This window comes from Corynebacterium falsenii (genome assembly GCF_020099275.1).
In the GTDB taxonomy this organism is placed as follows: Bacteria; Actinomycetota; Actinomycetes; order Mycobacteriales; family Mycobacteriaceae; genus Corynebacterium; species Corynebacterium falsenii.
Map to the genome: position 1 here is coordinate 1101570 of NZ_CP083646.1, position 19980 is coordinate 1121549.

General features: G+C 63.2%; 17 protein-coding genes. 11 read left to right on the forward strand and 6 right to left on the reverse strand.

Translation table 11 applies throughout. The annotated features are described in order from the left end of the window. Nucleotides 1–247 precede the first annotated feature (247 nt). The 3 genes from ctaD (at nucleotide 248) to LA343_RS04875 (ending at nucleotide 4283) form a co-directional block, all read left to right on the forward strand. The gene (gene ctaD / locus LA343_RS04865; protein WP_025402231.1) at nucleotides 248–1945 is read left to right on the forward strand and encodes an aa3-type cytochrome oxidase subunit I; all 1698 of its coding nucleotides are present in this window, start codon (nucleotides 248–250) and stop codon (nucleotides 1943–1945) included. 228 nt (nucleotides 1946–2173) lie between these two features. Next, on the forward strand, nucleotides 2174–3490 hold the full coding sequence (gene serB / locus LA343_RS04870; RefSeq protein WP_396021877.1) for a phosphoserine phosphatase SerB: 1317 nt from the start codon (nucleotides 2174–2176) through the stop codon (nucleotides 3488–3490). Between the two features lie 31 nt (nucleotides 3491–3521). Continuing rightward, entirely contained in the window at nucleotides 3522–4283 is a 762-nt protein-coding gene (locus LA343_RS04875) for an aminoacyl-tRNA hydrolase (protein WP_025402233.1), read from the forward strand. On the opposite strand, the gene LA343_RS04880 is transcribed toward LA343_RS04875, so the two are convergent. The 3 genes from LA343_RS04880 to LA343_RS04890 all read right to left on the reverse strand — a co-directional run bounded on the left by LA343_RS04880 (nucleotide 4280) and on the right by LA343_RS04890 (nucleotide 7577). Beyond that, a complete protein-coding gene (locus LA343_RS04880; protein ID WP_025402234.1) occupies nucleotides 4280–5839 on the reverse strand; it encodes an AMP-binding protein in 1560 nt (519 codons plus the stop codon). The two genes, LA343_RS04875 and LA343_RS04880, sit on opposite strands and share 4 nt — an antisense overlap. A gap of 113 nt (nucleotides 5840–5952) precedes the next feature. Next, nucleotides 5953–6738, reverse strand: a complete 786-nt coding sequence (locus tag LA343_RS04885; RefSeq protein ID WP_081737274.1) for a CPBP family intramembrane glutamic endopeptidase — start codon at nucleotides 6736–6738, stop codon at nucleotides 5953–5955. Nucleotides 6739–6770: 32 nt separating this feature from the next. After that, a complete protein-coding gene (locus LA343_RS04890) occupies nucleotides 6771–7577 on the reverse strand; it encodes a PaaI family thioesterase (protein ID WP_025402236.1) in 807 nt (268 codons plus the stop codon). 436 nt (nucleotides 7578–8013) lie between these two features. Between LA343_RS04890 and LA343_RS04895 the strand changes: the two genes are divergently transcribed. The 4 genes from LA343_RS04895 to LA343_RS04910 all read left to right on the forward strand — a co-directional run bounded on the left by LA343_RS04895 (nucleotide 8014) and on the right by LA343_RS04910 (nucleotide 12943). Further along, entirely contained in the window at nucleotides 8014–9240 is a 1227-nt protein-coding gene (locus tag LA343_RS04895) for an alkane 1-monooxygenase (RefSeq protein WP_025402237.1), read from the forward strand. Nucleotides 9241–9592: 352 nt separating this feature from the next. Further along, nucleotides 9593–9793 (forward strand): rubredoxin, encoded by a 201-nt coding sequence (locus tag LA343_RS04900; RefSeq protein ID WP_025402239.1) that lies wholly within the window; start codon nucleotides 9593–9595, stop codon nucleotides 9791–9793. Between the two features lie 148 nt (nucleotides 9794–9941). Beyond that, nucleotides 9942–11393, forward strand: a complete 1452-nt coding sequence (locus LA343_RS04905; protein WP_025402240.1) for a dicarboxylate/amino acid:cation symporter — start codon at nucleotides 9942–9944, stop codon at nucleotides 11391–11393. A 131-nt stretch (nucleotides 11394–11524) separates the two neighbouring features. Then, the gene (locus tag LA343_RS04910; RefSeq protein WP_144084481.1) at nucleotides 11525–12943 is read left to right on the forward strand and encodes a hypothetical protein; all 1419 of its coding nucleotides are present in this window, start codon (nucleotides 11525–11527) and stop codon (nucleotides 12941–12943) included. Between the two features lie 68 nt (nucleotides 12944–13011). Here LA343_RS04910 and LA343_RS04915 read toward each other — a convergent pair whose 3' ends face one another. The 3 genes from LA343_RS04915 to LA343_RS04925 all read right to left on the reverse strand — a co-directional run bounded on the left by LA343_RS04915 (nucleotide 13012) and on the right by LA343_RS04925 (nucleotide 16788). After that, entirely contained in the window at nucleotides 13012–13341 is a 330-nt protein-coding gene (locus LA343_RS04915) for a hypothetical protein (protein WP_025402242.1), read from the reverse strand. Nucleotides 13342–13461: 120 nt separating this feature from the next. Continuing rightward, complete coding sequence (locus LA343_RS04920; RefSeq protein ID WP_025402243.1) at nucleotides 13462–15465, reverse strand: ATP-dependent DNA helicase; 2004 nt, start codon at nucleotides 15463–15465, stop codon at nucleotides 13462–13464. 9 nt (nucleotides 15466–15474) lie between these two features. Further along, entirely contained in the window at nucleotides 15475–16788 is a 1314-nt protein-coding gene (locus tag LA343_RS04925; RefSeq protein WP_039911193.1) for a nicotinate phosphoribosyltransferase, read from the reverse strand. A 244-nt stretch (nucleotides 16789–17032) separates the two neighbouring features. Here LA343_RS04925 and clpS point away from each other — a divergent pair, with 244 nt between their 5' ends. From clpS to LA343_RS04945, 4 genes are all read left to right on the forward strand, one after another. After that, the gene (clpS, locus tag LA343_RS04930) at nucleotides 17033–17338 is read left to right on the forward strand and encodes an ATP-dependent Clp protease adapter ClpS (RefSeq protein WP_025402245.1); all 306 of its coding nucleotides are present in this window, start codon (nucleotides 17033–17035) and stop codon (nucleotides 17336–17338) included. 135 nt (nucleotides 17339–17473) lie between these two features. After that, nucleotides 17474–18049, forward strand: coding sequence for a DUF2017 domain-containing protein (locus LA343_RS04935; RefSeq protein WP_025402246.1), 576 nt, complete (start codon nucleotides 17474–17476; stop codon nucleotides 18047–18049). 23 nt (nucleotides 18050–18072) lie between these two features. Further along, a complete protein-coding gene (locus LA343_RS04940) occupies nucleotides 18073–19218 on the forward strand; it encodes a P1 family peptidase (protein ID WP_025402247.1) in 1146 nt (381 codons plus the stop codon). Continuing rightward, complete coding sequence (locus LA343_RS04945) at nucleotides 19219–19887, forward strand: rhomboid family intramembrane serine protease (RefSeq protein WP_025402248.1); 669 nt, start codon at nucleotides 19219–19221, stop codon at nucleotides 19885–19887. The last annotated feature ends 93 nt before the right edge of the window (nucleotides 19888–19980 follow it).

Consider the following 19980-nt stretch of genomic DNA (forward strand, 5'->3'; position numbering starts at 1 on the left):
AGGTGGCCGCGAGGTGACGTTCGGTCACAGAACCGCAACGGTTCCCTGTGTGGCACCCCCAAAAACGTGGAGGCGTTTAGGCGGATACTGTGCACGGCTATTGAAAATTCCCATTAAGGGCTAACATTGGACTCATTCCTGCACCTATGGGTCGATGATTGACGAGATCGATCCGTAGTTGCCTGGAGAGATCATTCTTTTGGGTGGCGGAGACACAATCTCCGCCACGCGTAGTCAGGAGGAACGAATGACCGCAGTAGCGCCACGGGCGGGCCATGAGGTCGCGCCGTCTCGGCCTGCTCCCTTCGGCAAGGTGCCCCGCGGCAACCTGGCCTGGAAAATCCTAACGACCACCGACCACAAGCTGTTGGGCATCATGTACTTGATCATGTCCTACACCTTCTTCATGATCGGTGGCCTGATGGCACTGCTTATCCGCCTCGAGCTGTTCGCTCCGGGCATGCAGTTCCTGTCCACGGAGCAATTCAACCAGCTGTTCACCATGCACGGCACCATCATGCTGCTGCTGTACGGTTCCCCGATGGTGTTCGGCTTCGCTAACTACATCATGCCGCTGCAGATCGGCGCTCCCGACGTGGCCTTCCCGCGTCTGAACGCCTTCGGCTTCTGGCTGACTACCGCCGGCGGCACCGTGATGCTGCTGGGCTTCATCACTCCCGGTGGTGCCGCAGACTTCGGCTGGACCATGTACGCTCCGCTGTCCGACGCAACGCACTCCCCGGGTGTGGGCGCCGAGCTGTGGATCTTGGGCGTCGGTGTCGGTGGTGTGGGTACCATCCTTTCCGCCGTCAACATGATCACCACCATCCTGTGCCTCCGCGCACCGGGTATGACGATGTTCCGCATGCCGGTGTTCACCTGGACGATCCTCACCACCTCTCTGCTGGTGCTGATGATCTTCCCGCTGCTGACCGCAGCCGCTCTGGGTGTCCTCTACGACCGCAAGTTCGGCGGCCACATTTACGACGCTGGTAACGGCGGCGCCATCCTGTGGCAGCACCTGTTCTGGTTCTTCGGCCACCCCGAGGTGTACGTCCTCGCCCTGCCATTCTTCGGCATCGTGTCCGAGATCTTCCCGGTCTTCTCCCGCAAGCCCGTCTTCGGTTACGTCGGCCTGGTCTTCGCAACGCTGTCCATCGCCGCCCTATCCATGGCCGTGTGGGCTCACCACATGTTCGTGACCGGCGCCGTGCTGCTGCCGTTCTTCTCCTTCATGACCTTCCTGATCGCCGTGCCAACCGGCATGAAGTTCTTCAACTGGTTGGGAACCATGTGGAGGGGCAAGCTCACCTTCGAGACCCCGATGATCTTCGCCATCGGCTTCTTCGTAACCTTCCTGTTCGGTGGCCTGACCGGTATTATGCTGGCCGCCCCCGCACTGGACTTCCACGTCTCTGACACCTACTTCGTGGTGGCTCACTTCCACTACACCCTGTTCGGCACCGTGGCCTTCGCATCCTTCGCCGGAGTCTACTTCTGGTTCCCGAAGATGACCGGCCGCATGCTGGACGAGAAACTGGGCAAGATCCACTTCTGGTTGGTCTTCATCGGCTTCCACACCACCTTCCTGGTGCAGCACTGGGCTGGTAACGCCGGTATGCCCCGTCGTTACGCTGACTACCTCCCGACCGACGGCTTCACGATGTACAACCAGATCTCCACGGTCGGTGCCTGCATCCTGGCCATCTCCATGATCCCGTTCCTGTGGAACGTGTTCAAGAGCGTGCGCTACGGCGAGGTCGTTACCGTCGACGATCCGTGGGGTTACGGCAACTCCCTGGAGTGGGCAACCTCTTGCCCGCCCCCGCGCCACAACTTCACCTCCATGCCGCGCATCCGCTCCGAGCGCCCCGCGTTCGAGCTGCACCACCCGCACATGGTCAAGCGCATGCGCGACGAAGCACACGTTGGTCGCCACTTCTAACAGTCTGACTTGGACTCCGGGTCGGAATCTGGTCCGGAGTCCGAGCCACTGACAGATAGCACGACTAATAGTCAACGCGACTAACAGTCAGCGCGACTGACAGACCGAGCGACTGAACGCTCAACCACAGCCACACCCCAACTACGCGGGGTGTGGCTTTTTGCTGCGCGCACAGAATTCCCCGCTCACGCGACCCCAATCGCGCGCTCAGCGACCTGAAGTGCAAGAATAGTCATCGTGACTGAAGCTCAAGACACCACCGAGAACCCTCAGCTGGATCCCCAATTCGAATCCTGCTTGGAGGACTCCCTCGCCGAAGGGCTCCTCCCCGCCGTCATCACCGTCACCGGACCCGACCGCCCAGGAGTCTCCGCCGCGTTTTTCCGTGTGCTGACTTCCTACGGCGTGCAGCTCCTCGATGTCGAGCAGTCCGTGTTCCGCGGCAAGCTCGCCCTCGCCGCCCTCGTGGGCGTGGCCGAGCAAGACGCCGAACCTCTCGCCGAGGGCCTCCAAGGCACGTTGTCTTCCTACGGCATGACCGCCGAGGTGGAGATGGACAAGAACCTCGCCTCCACGCGCCCCCACTCCACGCACGTGATGGTGGTGCTCGGGCGCCCCCTGACCGCCTCGCACATCTCGCGCATCGGCCAGACCCTCGCCGACTACGGCGCAAACATCGACACGATCAGCGGCATCGCGGATTACCCCGTCACCGGCCTGGAGTTCAACCTCACCGTTGCCAACCCTGCCCCGGGTGGCGGTGTGCCGCTGCGCAAGGCCCTCGCCACACTGACGACCGAGATCGGCGTGGACATCGCCATCGAGCGCGCGGGCCTCGCTCGCCGCTCGAAGCGCCTCATCTGCTTTGACGTGGATTCTACTCTGATTCAGCACGAGGTCATCGAGATGCTCGCCGCTTACGCCGGCCGCGAGGCTGAAGTCGCCGCCGTCACCGAGCGCGCCATGCGCGGCGAGTTGGATTTCGCCGAGTCCCTCCACGAGCGCGTTAAGGCCCTTGCCGGCCTGGATGCCTCCGTGGTGGAGAAGGTTGCCCGGGATATCCAGCTGACTCCCGGCGCTCGCACCACGATCCGCACCCTCAAGCGCCTGGGGTACAAGGCCGGCGTGGTCTCCGGTGGCTTCATTCAGGTCATCGAGCCGCTTGCTCGGGACTTGGACCTGGATTTCGCCCGCGCCAATACCCTGGAGATCGTCGACGGCAAGCTCACCGGCCGCGTCATTGGCCCTGTCATCGACCGCAAGGCGAAGGCGGAAAGCCTCAAGGAGTTTGCGTGGTCCAATGGCATCAAGCTCCACCAGACCGTCGCTGTGGGTGATGGCGCCAATGACATCGACATGCTTTCCACCGCGGGCTTGGGCATCGCCTTTAACGCGAAGCCGGCCCTCAAGGAGGTCGCTGACACGTCGGTGAACTATCCCTTCCTCGACCAGGTTCTGTTTATCCTCGGTATTTCCCGCCACGAGATCGAGGACGCAGACCTCCGCGACGGCACCTACCGCCGCGTTCCCATCGATGGAATGTAATCCCGCCACCCCGCACGGTCGTTTGCGGGGCGTGCTCAGCCGCACGGGCCACGAGGACCCCGCGGATCCGTCGACCGTCCGGGCCATGCCGGTCATCATGCACCTGCCGAAGACCGATCCACCCGTCCGCGCGGATCTGCTGAGCGCCGCCGCCCGCGCGAGTGTGGCTGTGTGTCTCGATCCCGCGGCCGAGCAGTTTCTTTTTCCGTGGTACGACGCCGCCATTCGGAAAATCGCCCGCCGAGCCCGGGCCAGCAAGTGGGATGCTGTTCAGGGGCTGAGCGGGGCAACCGTCACCACGGGCACCGCCTCTGCTCGCGCGTTGTGGCCGGCTCCGGTCTCCGAGGTTGATCCGCGCGTGGCCAAGCTGCAGATCGAGGGCGCGGATCTGCCCGTGACCCTGGCAGAGGTGCCGAGCGAGGGGCTGTGGGCCGATGAGCCGTGCCCCGTGATCTACGTGGATGCCTCACTGTCGATGACGGTGGGCAAAGCTGCCGCGCAGGTGGGGCACGGCTCGATGCTGCTCGCTGCCGCACTGGATGAGGACGCCTGTACTCGGTGGGAGCAGGCAGGCTTCCCGCTGGTCGTGCGCGAGGTTTCCGGCGGGGACTTCGCAGGATTGCGGGAGCAGATGCGCGCCCTGGCGGGAACCCCCGGGGCGGGGGAGCACCGCGGTACCGTGTTCCGCACCGGTAACGCCGGGGCCGCTGCGATGGTCACGGATGCGGGGTATACAGAAATCGCCCCCGGCTCCGTCACGGTCATCGCGACGGCCGGAGGCAGGGGAATCTAGCCCCGTAGTTCGCGGCGCAGGATCTTGCCCGTCGCGGACTTGGGAACCTGGGGGATGAACTCCACCGCGCGGATCTTTTTGTAGGGGGCCACGCGCTCGGCCACGAAGTCCATGACCTCCTGCTCGGTGAGCTCGGCACCCTCTTGGACCACAACGAAGGCCTTGGGGATCTCCTCGCCGTCATCCTCGCGGTAGATGCCCACCACGGCGGCATCTGCGATGCGGTCGTGGGTGAGCAGCAGCGCCTCCAGCTCTGCCGGGGGAACCTGGTAGCCCTTGTACTTGATGAGCTCTTTGAGGCGATCCACGATGTAGACATTGCCTTCGGAATCGTGGCAGGCCAGATCGCCGGTGCGGAGCCATCCGTCGCCCGGCAGGGCGTTGGCCGTTTCCTCGGGCTTGTTGAGGTAGCCGATCATGATCTGGGGGCCGCGCACCCACAGCTCGCCGACGTCGGACTTGCCCTCGGTTGGTAGCGGGATTTCCTCGCCGGTTTCGGGGTTGACGATCTGGTGTTCGGTGCTCGGGGCGGGCGGGCCGATGGAACCGCGGTCGAGGGTGGGATCCTGGTTGGCGTGAGCCAGCGGGGAGGTTTCCGTCATGCCGAAGCCCTGCTGCACATGCAATCCCAGGCGCTTTTCCACGGCCAAGGCCAAGTCAGCATCCAGCGATGCCGCGCCGGAGAACAGCGCCCGCAGTGAGCTCAAGTCAAAGTCATCGACCATCGGGTGCTTCGCCAACACCACGGCGATCGGAGGGGCGATGAGGGTGAACGTCACGTTGTACTTCTGGTGGTGCTCCAGGAAGCTGCGCAGCTCAAACCGTGGCACCACCACGAGCGTGGCGCGCTGGGCCAGCGCCAGGTTGACCAGCGCGGTGAGGCCGTAGATGTGGAAGAACGGCAGCACAGCGTAAACCGTGTCATCGGGGCGCACCAGCTCGATCGCCTGCGCCTGGCGCACGTTGTTCACCAGCTGGTGGTGTGTGAGCTGCACGCCCTTCGGCAGGCCCGTGGTGCCCGAGGAATACGGCAGCGCCGCCAGATCCTTGTCCGTCACCGTCACGGACGGGGCGGAGCGGCGCTCGCCGAGGATCTGCTGCAGCCCGGAGTTCGTATCCAGCAGCACGATCTCGTCATCGCTGAGGCCGGCCGCGCGGGCGCCCTCGGAGGACGCATCCCCCAAGGCCGCCGCGGTCAAGAGCATCTTGGAGGACGAGTCTTCGATTTGGGTTTTCACGGATAGTGGCGTCGCCAAAAGGGAAATCGGCGAGATGGCCGCGCCCAGGCGCCACAGGGCGTAGGCACTCACGATAAAGGCCAGTGAATTCGGCAAGTGAACAGCGACAACGTCGCCCTTGCGGATGCCCTTGGAGTGTAGCCAGCCGGCGGTGGACTCCACGTAGCTGCGCAGTTGCGCGAAGCTGGTTTCGGAACCGTCGGCAACATCGATGACCGCGATGCGTTCTTCGTCGTCGGCGGAGAGGTCTGCAAAGACGTAGTCGTAGAGGCCTTTGTCCGACAATTCGATGTCTGGGAGCTTACTTTTTACGGGCATGTATGGCCTCCTAGGACAGGCGTTGGGGTACACCAACATCCTAGGGTCATTGTCGCCCGCGTGGGGGAGGTTTCTGCGGAGAAACTACAGCATCTGCCACGCCAGGGCAGCGATTACAGCATCTGCCACGCCAGGGCAGCGGCCAGCGCACCCACGGCGTTCAGTGCCCAGTGCAGCCCCACCGGGGCCCACACGCTACCAGTGTGGTGGCGCAGCCAGGTTAGGCCAGCACCCGCGGCGCTGGTGGCGACCACGGCCAGGCCCACACCCACCCACTGGGCGAAGGAGCCGGTGCCGAGCACGGAGGTCAGGCCCGCGTTGGTGGCGCTCAGGTTCAGCGACGACGCGATGTGCCACAGGCCAAACAACATGGAACCGGCGATGAAGGCCAGCTTCGTGCCGCCCAGTCGGGTCAGCGAGCCGTGGAGGATGCCGCGGAAGGCGAGTTCCTCCGGCAGGACCGTCTGCAGCGGGATGATGATGAGCGCGGCGAGCACGGCGTGGCGCACGTTCGCGTAGGACTCGTTGAAGAAGAAACCGCGGGTGGTGGGGATCGCCAGGGCGATGCCCACGGCGGTGAGGACCACGATGGCGGCGCCGGAACCCCAGCGCACACCCTTGCGGGCATTGTCCTTGGACAGGCCAAGATCGCCCCAGGTCATGCCGCGCAGTTTGGCGTAGGCCAAGAGGGCGACAACGCCGACCGGAACGGTTGCGGCGGCGGTGCTCAGCGGGGTGAAGTGAGCGGTGAGGTTAATCGCCAGCAGGGTGGCGATGACGGCAACGATGTCCATTGCCTGGCGTCGCGATCCCTCAGAGCGCAGCCAGAGGCGGCGAAGGGGAGACGCGGCTGCGGCGGTCGTGCCGGCCACAGCGGGGGTACGGAAAAGATTAAGCATTAGATTCCACCGTACTCCTGGGTGGGTGGATATTAAAAGATAATTGAATCTAATACTTTCCTGGGAATTCGCAGGGTATTCAGTTCGTCCGCGGTCACGGCACCGGCGGCGAGTGCTTCGCGGCAGACGTACCGCGCCTGCTCCTCTGGGTCGGCGATTCGCCGTTGATGGCTGGTGATGCTGGCGAGCTTTCCGGGGTCATCCCCGAACGCACGCCACGCTACTGCTGTGGCGATGCTGGCCAACGCCACGCCTCGTGGGTCTCGACGCCGCAACGCGTCCGTGGGCGGGCGGGCAACCGAGTGCTGGAATTGTGCCCGCTGCTCGGCGGAGCGGCGCGCCTCCCGGCTGCGTTTCTTGCGTACGTGGAGGACCTGCTGGCCAATGCCCACGGTGGTGCCGTCCGGGGCGGTGATGACGGAGGTGTGGGGGATGTTGCAGAAGCCGTCCTCGTCGACTTCCGTGCGGATCTGTGCGATGAGTTCGTCTGGCACGGAGACATGGAGGGTGTCGCCGGTGCGGCCGGGGTTGAGGTATTGAAAGGTTCCGGTGCGGGTCCATGCTTCGTAGTCCGGCCCGAGGCGGTTCATGACGAGGGTGCCGAAGAAGGCATCGGTCATGCTGAACAGCGTCCCGCCGAATGCGGCGCCGTGCATGTTCTTGTTCCACCAGCGCAGGCGCAGGGTGATGCGGGCATAGGACCAGTCGTCGGCGACCTCGCGGATGTGGATTCCGGACGCGCCGAGTGGTGGGAAGAGATTGAGGGCGATGCGGAGGCGCCGAGGTGTGGAGAAGGCGAGCGGGTAGACCCTGCGTAGCAGTGCGGATGGACGTGACATGGTGCCTCGCTAGCGGTCGTGGGTATAGGTGTAGCAAACGGTTTTGTATGTAAACATAGGTGTCCTGGTGGTGATGGGGGTGGGTTTCGCGGGAATCCGTCGAATGGGAGTGGCGCTGGGGTGTGGTGTGTGAGTTGCGGGAATTGCTGTGATTGGCTCCTGATTTCTGGGTGTGACGTGGGTGTTCTTCGATCTTTTCCGGAAACACTTGCCTCCAAAAGTTTGGAAAAGGGCACGTATGTGTGAGTGAGTTTGTGGAACTGGTCGTGAATTAGCGGTGCGAAAGTAGTCTTAGTTTTGTGAGGGATAGCAATTGTTGATCGTGGTCCTGTCGGTAGTTCCGGACAGATGGCGGCAGCTCCCAGCTGGTGCTGGCGAACGGCAAAGTTAGCTGCCTCACGAGGACAGATGCTCGCGACGAGGGTGGAGAATGGCCATGACGATTGCAGAGAGGCCACAAGCTGCTCAACGGAATGCTCCTGTTGAGGGATGGAAAGATTCGAAGAAGTACACCTGGGTGTTGAGCCTCGTTCCGGCTCTCATCCCATTGATCTTGTGGGGAGTCTGGGCCTGGATGGGGCAACTGGATGCTCCCATCCCAGTTCTCCACGTGGTGTGGTGGTTGGGTCCGTTTGCCGTTTTCATTCTGATCCCATTTACTGACGCGGTTTTGGGCCGAGATGGGGAGAATGTGCCCGAGGAGTTCGTGCCGTGGCTCGAGGAGACGAAGTTCTATCGGATCATCAGCTATCTGTACTTCCCGCTGATGTTCGCATCGCTCATCGCGTGTTGTTACCTCTGGACCCGCGAGGGAATGACGTGGTACGACAACATCGGTTTGGCGTGGTCCATGGGCATGACCTCTGGCATCGGAATCGTCGCCGCTCACGAGCTCGGACATAAGAAGGGTGAGTTCGAGCGATGGTTGGGCAAGATCTGCCTGGCGGTGCCGGCCTATGGTCACTTCTACATTGAGCACAACCGAGGGCACCATGTGAAGGTCGCTACCCCGGAAGATCCAGTGAGCTCTCGCATGGGAGAAGACGTTTACCGCTACCTTCTTCGCTCCATTCCCCGTCAAGTTCCTCGCGCGTGGAATATCGAGAAGAAGCGGCTGAGTCGATCTGGGAAATCTGCCTTTCACTGGGACAACAACGTCCTCAATGCGTGGGCAGTGACGGTGGTGCTCTGGGCGGTTCTGCTCGTCATTTTCGGCTGGTACATCCTGCCGTTCATGCTCATCCAGGCGGTGGTGGGTATTGCCCTGTTGGAGTTTGTGAATTACCTGGAGCATTACGGACTGCTTCGCCAGATGGGTCCTGATGGCCGCTACGAGCGAACCAGTCCGGAACACAGCTGGAATTCCGACAACCTCACCACCAACGTGTTTCTGTATCAACTTCAGAGGCACAGCGATCATCATGCCAATCCCACCCGCAGGTACCAGTCGCTTCGGTCGGATGTGCTGGCCCCCGAGCTCCCCGCCGGCTACGCCACGATGATTGCCCTCGCATCGATACCGCCACTGTGGTTTGCGGTGATGGATAAGCGGCTCATGGCCCACTATGGCAATGACTTGAGCAAGGCTAATGTTTACGCCCCAGCACGGAAGCGCTTGGAGCGTAAGTGGGGAACTGCAACGGCGAAGGAGGGGAGCCAGTGATGACAACGCCCGAAAACCAATTCAAGATTCGATGCTCGCTTGCCGTCGCATTGGGGCTAGGGATCCTGGCCCTCGCCATCGCGGGCATGCTGGGTGTTCCAGTCTTGAGCTATCTCTATCCAATCCTGCTCTTGGTAACCCTTTTTGTCGCGGGTCCAGGGCTGGTGGGGCTCTACCGTGGCCTTGGCAAGCCCTCCGACTACGTCATCCCTAGGCCGAAGCAACGCACCCGCACTAGCGCTGCGACTCGCGCTGAGGCTGCCACCCGCGCTAGCGCTGCCTCCAGAAATCCGAGCGGCGCCCAGTCCTGATCATTATCCACTTCCAGCTATCGAGCAAAGGAGTCTTACGCATGACTACCGATTCCAATTTCGCCGCAACCTCCTCCGCACAAAAGTACGAGTGCCCCTGCTGCAATTACGTCTACGACCCTGATCTGGGCGAACCTAAGGAAGGCTTCGCGGCGGGCACGCCCTTTGCCGACATTCCCGATGACTGGGAATGCCCGGATTGCGGCGTGCGGGACAAGGTCGATTTCGAACCGGTTGCCTAGCGGCTCTCCGAAAGGGCACGAATCCCGGCGCGCGTGGAATACATTCGGTCGCTACCCCGTTGCAGTGCCGTAGCAATGCACGGGTAGACTGCTGCTCGAATCAAATAGACAGACCAGTCTGAACGATCTGAATGAAAGGGCTACCACAATGGCCTCAACTTCGGCCTCAACACCGGCCTCACCTTCGGCCGCCACACAAAAGACCCGCCGAGGGCGCAACCGCCTCCTCCCACAGTGGATGACCGGCTTCGGCGCCCAAGTCATCGCCGGCCTCATTATCGGCCTCATCCTCGGCTTCATCGCCAAGGGGCAGAATGCCGGCCTACCGGCCAACGAGGACTCGTGGCTCAGCGGTCTCCTCGACGGCGTGGGCTCGGCGTATGTACAGCTGCTCAAGGTGATGGTCCCGCCGCTGGTGATCACCGCCGTGATCACCTCGGTGGCTAACCTCCGCAAGGTCACCAACGCCGCCCGCCTCGCCGCCAGCACGCTGATCTGGTTCGCCATCACCGCCTTCTTCTCCGTGCTCGTCGGCATCGGAGTGGGCCTCATTATCCGCCCCGGCGAGAACACCAGCGTGGACGCCACAGCCGCCGCCGACCCCGGCAGCACCGGCAGCTGGCTAGCCTTCATCCAGGGCATCGTCCCGGAGAATATCCTGGGTCTCGGCGCGAAGCTCTCCGATTCCGGCGACAGCGTGGGGCTTTCCTTCAACGTGCTCCAGCTGCTCGTCATCTCCCTGGCCATCGGCATAGCAGCGGTCAAGACCGGCCCCGCCGCCGAGCCCTTCCTGGGGTTCACCGAATCGCTGCTGAAGATCATCCAGACCGTCCTGTGGTGGATCATTCGCCTGGCACCGATCGGCACGGCTGCCCTCATCGGCCACGCTGTCGCGGATTACGGTTGGGACGCCCTGGGCTCCCTCGGCATGTTTGTGCTCGCCATTTACGTGGGTCTGGCCATCGTGCTTGGTGTGGTGTACCCCGCCGTCCTGGCCTTTAACCGACTGCCCGTCGCAGGTTTCTACCGCCGCGTCTGGCCGGTCACCTCGCTCGGCTTCGTCACTCGCTCGTCCATGGGCGTGATGCCCGTGACCCAGCGAGTCACAGAGCAGCGCATGGGCGTGCCCAGCGAATACGCCTCCTTCGCCGTGCCGCTCGGGGCGACCACAAAGATGGATGGTTGCGCCTCCGTCTACCCGGCTGTGGCCGCGATCTTCGTGGCGCAGTTCTACGGTGTGCAGCTCGACTTCGTCGATTACCTGCTGATCATCTTCGTCTCCGTCATCGGTTCGGCCGCCACTGCCGGCACTACGGGCGCTACGGTCATGCTCACCCTTACCCTGTCCACCCTGGGTCTGCCGTTGGCCGGCGTGGGCCTGTTGCTGGCCATCGAACCCATCGTTGACATGGGCCGCACCGCGGTGAACGTCACTGGTCAGTCGTTGGCCGCCACCGTCGTGGCCAAGCGCGCCGGGATCCTCGATCAACCCACCTGGGATGCGGGTGAAGGTCCCTGGAACGCCGACGCCCCTACGCACGAAAACCCGCAAGAATCTTCTCGGGATCGCGCGGATCAGCTGACCTCGGCGGTGCACTGATTTCGACTCTGGCGTTGAACCCTCGACGAAGTCGCTTGGCACGCCACAACGGAAGATAAGCAAAGAGGAAGGTAGGAATGTGGAGCGTTAAAAGACGACGCACGGTTGTATGACGGGTCTAGAGTGAGGGAATGGATTCCTCACCACACACTCCCCAAACCCGGTGGATGATGGTACGGGATACCATCGCCGCCGGGTTTCGCGCACCCTACAGCGCCACCTTGAAAGTCTACGAAGCCGGCTTCGATGACGAAGATGTCAGGCATGCTCGCTGGCACATGTTCCCACCTGATGAAATGATCAACCTCCATTTGGGGCCAGGGGAGTACGTGATCGCCAGAAACTCCCAGGGCTGGATGACTGTGCACAGCAGATCGGATGGACGGAGGTTTATCCGAGCAGCTGAAACCTACGTGAACGGGGCACAGGATTATCCCAACGGCGTGACAATTCGCATCGACGATCCCTACCGTCTGAACGTGTCGATGGCTGCCGAGGAATTCATTGCGCTCGATCTGATCCTGAGAGCGCTCGATTCGGGGTATCCCACCGCTGCCGTGGAGACTGCGGAATTCAATGGGAGTTCGGTCTTCATCATTCCGGGTTCGTGGCTGATCAAGCAGGTGCGGGATCTGATAATTGACCAAGAAACCGGGCTTCTCGTGGGAATTCGTGGCGCGGACGGATCAATCATCGCCGAGCTTGTGGACTTCGAGGCAGGCATTGAACCGGACACATCGCTATTCGTTCCGGAAGGAACAATCATGGACAGTGAGGAGGTCATGGCGAACTGCGCAGCGGCGAATGGGCTAACCAGCCTCTCGCGCGTCAATGTGGAACGCGAAACTCTGCGTGTGTATTCCGATCGCGCAGAATTGGCGTGGCAGGTCGATAGAAAAACGGGAAAGATTGAAGAGATTCTCTATACTGCCCATGATTTGGGGGAACCCGAGGCCAACGATGGAGCTGGCGATTGCAGAGAGTCGGCACACCCCAAGGGAGGCGTGATCGTGGGGTGCCAACAGTGGCAAGAGGACCCCGAGAACGGCGAGCGAGGTTGGCTCCGTAACCGCGTCTACTGGAAGCGGCCTCACTCCTCACAGGACCTACTTGTGGATGCTAGCGCCGGTCCAGATGATCGACCTCCGCAACCAGCGGTTGCCGGTGACCGGATCGCGGTGTTCAGCACGGAGGCAGTAAGCCTATTTAGCGAGGATATGGAGCTGCAGCAGAGGATTCCTTATCAAGGGCAATGGGCATCGACCGTGGGGGACTGGTTTGTCTCGGTGACTGTCAATCGCGATGACAGCGACAGCGCTGATGATCTGGCTCACCGATGGGTTCTCGACCTGTGGGATCCCACAACGATGACGATCGTTGCCTCGGCACCTGTGAATCGGACGTGCCCATTTATCGTTGAGGATTGCGAACAAACGCTGTGGATCGCCGATGGTGAGCTTTACCGTTTAGACCAATCCAGTGAGGGGACATGGATCGTAACGCCCGTTATCTCGGGCGGAGTCGTCACCGGCGCAGAGGCCCTGAAGTGAGGACACCTGGTATTTATTGGCCATGTGGTCGTGTGGGGCCAGGGACCGTGCAGTAGCCGCCCAGACAACTACCACGAACGGGCGATGCGAGCGGCGTCGAGCATAGTCAGGTGGGGGTAGTCACGACGCAGCCGACGAACAACAACCGCGAGCCCATCACGGTCGCGTTGGAGTTTGAGAGTGCGCCGTCGGCGTTCGGAGAGGTTCAACGTCCCGCCTTCCTCGATTGTGGCGTACTCGGAATCCCGTATGCTTCCCACGGCGAACACAGCGAAGGCCTGGGCGAGGAAGCTGTACCCCACGACGGCGGGGATCGAATCTGGGCTGCTGGCCACTGCAATGAGGACGATTCCGGCCGCTGCGAGGGCTAAGCCGGTGGACACCACTGCTGGACGCATTCGATAAAACCTCTTTCCACGAGTTTTCACAGAGCTATTCACAGAACGATCCGCGTTTTCAGCGGACCCCGTCTAGTAGAAAACTCACCGAGGTCACATCAGCAATGTCTTGATGGAAAATTAACGGGCGCCCGGTTGCTGCACCAACCGCCCCAGCGCCCCGCGCACCTTGTCGCCATCCGTGGTCTCCCAGAAATCCGGCATGGAGGCGCGAATGTAGGACCCATAGCGCGCCGTCTTCAAGCGCGGATCCAGCACGGCCACCACGCCGCGGTCATCGACAGACCGCAGCAAACGCCCCGCGCCCTGAGCCATGAGCAGCGCGGCATGATTAGCCGCCACCTCCATGAAGCCGCTGCGGCCGGCGGCGTCGACCGCTTCCTTACGAGCCTGCAATAGCGGATCATCCGGGCGGGGGAAGGGGATCCGGTCCATCACCACCAGCGACAATGAGCGGCCGGGAACGTCCACACCCTGCCACAAGCCCAGGGTGCCGAACAGGCACGTGGACTCTTCGTCGCGGAACTTCTCCACCAGAGAACTCAGCGAGTCCTCACCCTGCAGCAGGATCTTGTAGGGGCTGACGGCGCGGAGCTTATCGGCCATCTCCTCGGCCGCGCGCCGGGAACTGAAAAGCCCCAGCGTGCGCCCGCCGGCGGCGTTAATCAGCCGGGAGAGCTCATCGACGGACTGCTGCGATGCGCCGTCCCTCCCGGGTGGGGGAAGATGCCGCGCCACGTAGAGGATGCCATGCGTCCGAGCCTCGAAGGGCGTGCCAACGTCCAACGTGGTGGCGTCGGACCCCAGACCCCACGACGCCAACATGGAGGTAAAACGACCACCAAGAGCCAACGTGGCGGAGGTGAGAACCACGGTGTTACGGCCGAACAGGCGCTGACGCAGCAGGTCTGCCACACTCAGCGGGGCCACGTAGACCACCTGGCGATTGTGGTCGGCGGACAGCCACACCACGTCCTCGCCAAGGAGGTCTTCGCTATCGTCGGCGGCTTCCGGAGAGGAAGCGTCGAGAATGCGCACGCACGTATCGTGCAGCTCCTCGGTCGCAACGAGCACAGCCTGTCGCTCACCGGCCTTCTCCGGGTCGTTGGCGACCTCACCCGCCGGGATAGCGTTGATCTGGCGGTTGGTCTTCCAGGCGGCATCCTTCAACGTGGTCAGGGGAACCTCGAGGGCAGAGGGCACGGAGGTCCACCGGCCGGTGATATCCGTGACCGCCAGCTCGCCGCGCAGGGCCTCCAGCCACGCATCGCCGGCGGCCTGCAGATCATCACCGGTTCCTTCGGGACCGAGCTTCCCAGCGCGCTTGGCCAGGATGGCCACGGCGGTGGGGGAGAGCTCTGCGGTGGCCACGGAGGTGATGCGGTCTTCGAGCTCGTGCGCCTCATCGATCACCACGAACTTGTGCTCGGGGAGCACGGGAGCTTCAACCAGGGCGTCGATGGCCAGCAGCGCGTGGTTGGTGACCACAATGTCCGCCTGGGCGGCTCGGGCGCGCGCTTGTTCTGCGAAGCAATCTTCACCGAAGGGGCAGCGGGTAGCCCCCAAGCATTCGCGGGCGGTCACGGACACCTGCCGCCACGCCTGGTCGGAGACGCCGCGCGGCAGGTTATCGCGGTCGCCGTCCTCCGTTTCCTGAGCCCACGTGTGCAGCCGGGATACTTGGCGGCCCGTGGCGGAAACCTGCGAGGCATCCATCAGTGCTTCCTCCTCCGGGTTCATCCCGGAATCGGTGGCCATCCCGTTGACCTTGTTGAGGCAGAGGTAGTTGCTGCGGCCCTTTTGGATGGCGAACTCGAGCGGGCGATCCAGCTCTGGCTTGAGCGCGTTGGCCAGGCGGGGGAGGTCACGCTCCACGAGCTGGCGCTGCAGCGCGATGGTTGCGGTGGACACGATGACGGGCAAGTCCTCCGCCATGGCCTTCGAGATCGCCGGGATGAGGTACGCCAGGGACTTACCCGTGCCCGTGCCTGCCTGCACGGCGAGGTGTTTTTCCTCGTCCAGGGCCTTTTCCACTGCTGTGGCCATCTTTTGCTGACCGGGGCGGGGTGCGCCGCCGAGGTCGGAGACGGCCAGGCTGAGCAGATCGAGAACTGATGAAGCCATACGTGCGGGCTAGGCGGTGTGGCGGACTTGCAGCGCGGGCTCGTCGCGGGTGAGAGCCAGGCCCTCCCACGGCAGCGTGACGAGCTGCTGGGCCAGGTAATCGCGGGATTCCTCCAAGGTGGGGCACTGTTCGGTGAGCGTGCCGTTGCGGATCAGCGGGACGGTGAGCTGCACCGTCTCATACAGATCGCTGGCGGGAGGGTTGCCATCCAGCGGGTAGGTGACCTCCTCCACGGCCGTGCCCGTGGGGCGGGTGAAACGGACCGCCCCCTTGGCACCGCCGCGGCTGGCCTTGCCGCGGGAACGCTTGGCTACCGGCACGCCATCGACCTCGACCAGCTTGTAGACCAGCCCCGCGGTGGGTGCACCGGAGCCCGTGACCACGGAGGTGCCCACGCCGAAGACATCCACCGGCTCGCTGCGTAGTGCGGCGATGGAGAATTCGTCCATGTCGGAGGAGACCACAATCTTCGTGGACGTGGCCCCAAGGTCATCGAGCTGCTTGCGGACCTGGCGGGACAACACGCCGAGGTCGCCGGAGTCGATGCGCACGCCCCCGAGCTCGGTGCCGCCTGCCTTGATCGCATTCTCGACGCCCTTGGTGATGTCGTAGGTATCGACCAGCAAGGTGGTGCCAGTGCCCAGCGCCTCCACCTGTGCCTTGAATGCGGCGAGTTCGTTCGGGGTGCCATCTGGGTCCGTGTGCAGCAAAGTCCATGCGTGGGCGGATGTGCCGGAGCTGGGGATGCCGTAGCGCTGCGCGGCTTCTAGGTTTGAGGTGGCGGTGAAGCCAGCTAGGTAGGCCGCGCGGGCAGCGGACACGGCGGCATATTCGTGGGTGCGGCGCGAACCCATTTCCAGGATCGGCCGGCCCTCGGCGGCGGTGACCATACGCGCGGCAGCGGAGGCCACGGCGGAGTCAGCATTAAGAATGGAGAGGATCACCGTCTCGAGCACCACGCATTCGCCGAAGGTGCCGCGCACCGTGAGCAGCGGGGAGTGCGGGAAGTACAGCTCGCCCTCGCGGTAGCCGTCGATATCGCCGGTGAAGCGGTAGTTGCGGAGGTATTCCTTGGTGGCGTCGTTGAGGAAGTCGAGCTTATCTACCTGCTCGTCGGTGAACACGAAATCGCGGACGGCGCGCAGTACGCGGGCGGTGCCGGCCACCACGCCGTAGCGGCGCTCGTTGGGCAGGCGGCGGGTAAACACCTCGAAGGCCACGGGGCGATCAACCGTGCCGTCCTTGATGGCGGCCTCCAGCATCGTGAGCTCATACATATCGGTGAGCAGTGCGGAGGAACGGGGCTCGGGACCGTGGTGAATGTGGGCCGAGGACTTGCTGGAGGTATTTTGCGAGGTGTTTTCGGTAGTCACCTCGCCCAGTCTAGAACACTGCTGGGACAGGGCGCCGAACCGGAGGCTGGGCTCCTCCACCGAAGGTGGGGTCCGTGAGGGTGACATTGGCGCGCAACGGTCCGCAATGGTCCGCAATGGTCCGCAAAGGTGCGCGATGGTGGGATACCCCACGCTCCCGCCCGATGTCGCTGAACTCGGTATCCTAGAACACATGACTTCACCTGCAGCACCTACCGCGACTCCCGTGGAGGAAAAACTCCCGGAGACGCAAACGGAAGCGAACCTGCCCTGGATGTGCATCTGCTGGGATGACCCGGTGAACCTCATGAGTTATGTCACCTACGTCTTCCAGACAGTGCTCGGTTATTCGCGCAAGCGAGCCATCGAGCTGATGATGCAGGTCCACACCGAGGGCAAGGCCGTGGTGAGCTCCGGCGAGCGGGACAAGGTTGAGGGTGACGTGAAGAAGCTGCACACCGCGGGCCTGTGGGCCACGATGGAGCGCGCCGAGGGTTAAGGCCGTGAGATTGGCCATGAGATAGGCCGTGGCATAGGTCGCGGAATAGGCCAGGAACCGCCCTCACCACAGCCCACACCAATCCCCACAGCCCACACACCACACCAGAAAGACCACCAGAGGAGAACACACCGGATGCAACCGTGGACGAAGAAGAAGAGCGTGCTGCGTGGAACGCGCTACATCACCACGCTGGACCCTTTGGAGCGCGAAATGCTCGGCGATTCCGCCGCCACGGTCTCCGACAAGCTCATGGAGCGCGCCCGCACCGCCCCCAAGGACGAGCTCGCCGAGATGACCGGCATGCCCAGCGGCCACGCCGACGCCCCCACCGATCCCGGGCTAGCGCGTCTTCTGCCCAGCTTCTTCGCGGAGGGCAAGGAGGATGTCGAGGGCGATGCCTCCCTGACACGTCAGCTCAACGAGACGGACATCATCAAACTGAAGCTGGTGAATCTTCGTCATCTCCTCGATGCCCTCGGCCCCAACGGCTCGGTCAATCTCTCGCTCACGGCGGAGGAAGTGCAGCCGTGGGTCAATGCCGTCACGGACATCCGCAATTATCACTCCGCGCAGTACGAGCAGTTCAAGAACGACATTAGCGCGGACTCCAACCAAGTGATGGCCGCGAAGAACTACCTGGATTGGCTCGGATATTTCCAGGACGGCCTCCTCACCGCCCTCATGGGCGCGTTGGATATCGACGAGTAGACGAGAGCAGGGCGCACCTCACCATGAGCATTGACCTCTTCGGCTGCACCCCCGGCCCCCACAATTCCATCATGGACATCGCGGGTATCGGCGTGGGTCACGCCATCTGCGACGACGGCCAGGGCGATTCGGGAGTCACCGTCATCGCCACCCCATCGGGCGCCACGGCCAGCGTTGATGTTCGCGGCGGCGGTCCCGGCACCCGCGAGACGGACTTGTTGTCTCCGCCGAACACCGTGGAGGCCATCCACGCGATCGCCCTGTGCGGTGGTTCCGCCTTTGGTCTCGACGCCGCTACAGGCGCCATGGCCGAATTAGAGCATCGCGGGATCGGTTTCCCCGTCCTCGGGGCGGAACACCCGGACAAGATCGTTCCCATTGTCCCCGCGGCTGTCATCTTTGACCTGCTGTTAGGGAAGTGGGACTCGCGCCCGACCGCGAGCACGGGCCGGGAGGCGACTCGTGCTGCCCTCGCTGCGTTGGATACCGCGTTGGATACTGAGCTGGATAGCGAACCAACCGGCGACCCGCATGTCAGCGGAAACCTCGGCGCCGGGCTGGGCGCGGCGGCGGGTGCGCTCAAGGGCGGATTCGGCCAGGCCAGCGCGGTGTTCCCCGAGGGCACGCCGCTGGCTGGGGTGACCGTGGCCGCCGCGATGGTGGTCAACCCGCAGGGCGCTATCTTCGACCCCGCTACGGGACTGCCCTGGGGCGTAGCCGCCGAATTGGGCAACGAGTTCTCGCGCTACGGAGTGGATAGGCGTGGGGAGGTGCCGGCTGGTGGCGTCGAAAAAATGCGAAGCATGAACCTGTTGGGCACGAAGATCACGACCGAGGCGCTGAACACCACAATTGGCGTGGTGGCGACCGACGCGCCGCTGACAAAGGCGCAGGCCAAGCGCATGGCGATGAGTAGTCACGATGGGCTCGCGCGGGCGATCAGGCCGGCGCACATGCCGATGGATGGTGACACGATCTTTGGCATGAGCGTGGGGGAGAAGGCAGCAGAGGATGCCGATAAGGCTGCTCAGACAGTGGATCCCGTGGCGATGAGCATGATTTCCGCTGTGGCCGCGAACGCGGTAGAGCGGGCGATCGTGCACGCGGTGCTCGCGGCCGAGACGGCGTTTGATACGCCGAGTTGGCGCGACGTGGCGTGGGAGTCGTAGATGAACGCGGCGCGACAATCCACCATGTTTTCTGGTCGAGGTTCGGGGGGTTCGCGGGGCGCGCAGCGTTCGCGGAGCGGTGAGCGCGGTCGGTTTGGCCAGGCGCTCGCCACCACCGTGACGTTCCTGGCGATCCTGTGGATCGTGCAGGCGATCAACGCGCTCAGTGGTTATCGGCTGACGGCCTTCGGAATCAGACCGCGCGAGGTCGACGGGCTCATTGGCATCGTCACCGCACCTTTCATTCACGGCAGCTGGTCGCACCTCATTGCGAACAGCACCCTGGCTGCGGTGTTGCTGTTCATGGTGGCGCTGAGTGGCCGGCGGGTGGTGTGGTTGTCGTCGATCGTCATTGTGCTCATCGCTGGGGTGGGCACGTGGCTGACGGGCCAGCCGTATTCGGTTCATATCGGGGCGTCTGGGTTGATCTTCGGGTGGCTGACGTTTCTCATGACTCGGGGGCTGTTTACCAAGCGGTTTGTGCAGCTCCTCGTGGGTGTTGTGCTGCTGCTGGCCTACGGCGGTGTGCTGTGGGGAGTGTTGCCCGGCACGCCCGGAGTAAGTTGGCAGGGGCACATGTTCGGCGCGATCGGCGGTGTGGTGGCCGCGTGGCTGCTGGGCCGGTCGGGGTCGAAGCCCGCGGCGGGCTCGGTGGGGCCAGCGGGGTAGCACCTCGGCGCGGGAATGTAGTTGGAACGCAGCGGGAATCTAGCTGGAATGCCCGCAGAAAAATGATGAAGCTATGAAGTGATGAAGTGATGA

Coding starts and splice junctions, on each gene's coding strand:
- ctaD (WP_025402231.1), top strand. CDS start 248: ATGACCGCAGTAGCGCCACGGGCGGGCCATGAGGTCGCGCCGTCTCGG.
- LA343_RS04880 (WP_025402234.1), bottom strand. CDS start 5,839: ATGCCCGTAAAAAGTAAGCTCCCAGACATCGAATTGTCGGACAAAGGC.
- LA343_RS04885 (WP_081737274.1), bottom strand. CDS start 6,738: ATGCTTAATCTTTTCCGTACCCCCGCTGTGGCCGGCACGACCGCCGCA.
- LA343_RS04890 (WP_025402236.1), bottom strand. CDS start 7,577: ATGTCACGTCCATCCGCACTGCTACGCAGGGTCTACCCGCTCGCCTTC.
- LA343_RS04895 (WP_025402237.1), top strand. CDS start 8,014: ATGACGATTGCAGAGAGGCCACAAGCTGCTCAACGGAATGCTCCTGTT.
- LA343_RS04900 (WP_025402239.1), top strand. CDS start 9,593: ATGACTACCGATTCCAATTTCGCCGCAACCTCCTCCGCACAAAAGTAC.
- LA343_RS04905 (WP_025402240.1), top strand. CDS start 9,942: ATGGCCTCAACTTCGGCCTCAACACCGGCCTCACCTTCGGCCGCCACA.
- LA343_RS04910 (WP_144084481.1), top strand. CDS start 11,525: ATGGATTCCTCACCACACACTCCCCAAACCCGGTGGATGATGGTACGG.
- LA343_RS04915 (WP_025402242.1), bottom strand. CDS start 13,341: ATGCGTCCAGCAGTGGTGTCCACCGGCTTAGCCCTCGCAGCGGCCGGA.
- LA343_RS04920 (WP_025402243.1), bottom strand. CDS start 15,465: ATGGCTTCATCAGTTCTCGATCTGCTCAGCCTGGCCGTCTCCGACCTC.
- clpS (WP_025402245.1), top strand. CDS start 17,033: ATGACTTCACCTGCAGCACCTACCGCGACTCCCGTGGAGGAAAAACTC.
- LA343_RS04935 (WP_025402246.1), top strand. CDS start 17,474: ATGCAACCGTGGACGAAGAAGAAGAGCGTGCTGCGTGGAACGCGCTAC.
- LA343_RS04940 (WP_025402247.1), top strand. CDS start 18,073: ATGAGCATTGACCTCTTCGGCTGCACCCCCGGCCCCCACAATTCCATC.
- LA343_RS04945 (WP_025402248.1), top strand. CDS start 19,219: ATGAACGCGGCGCGACAATCCACCATGTTTTCTGGTCGAGGTTCGGGG.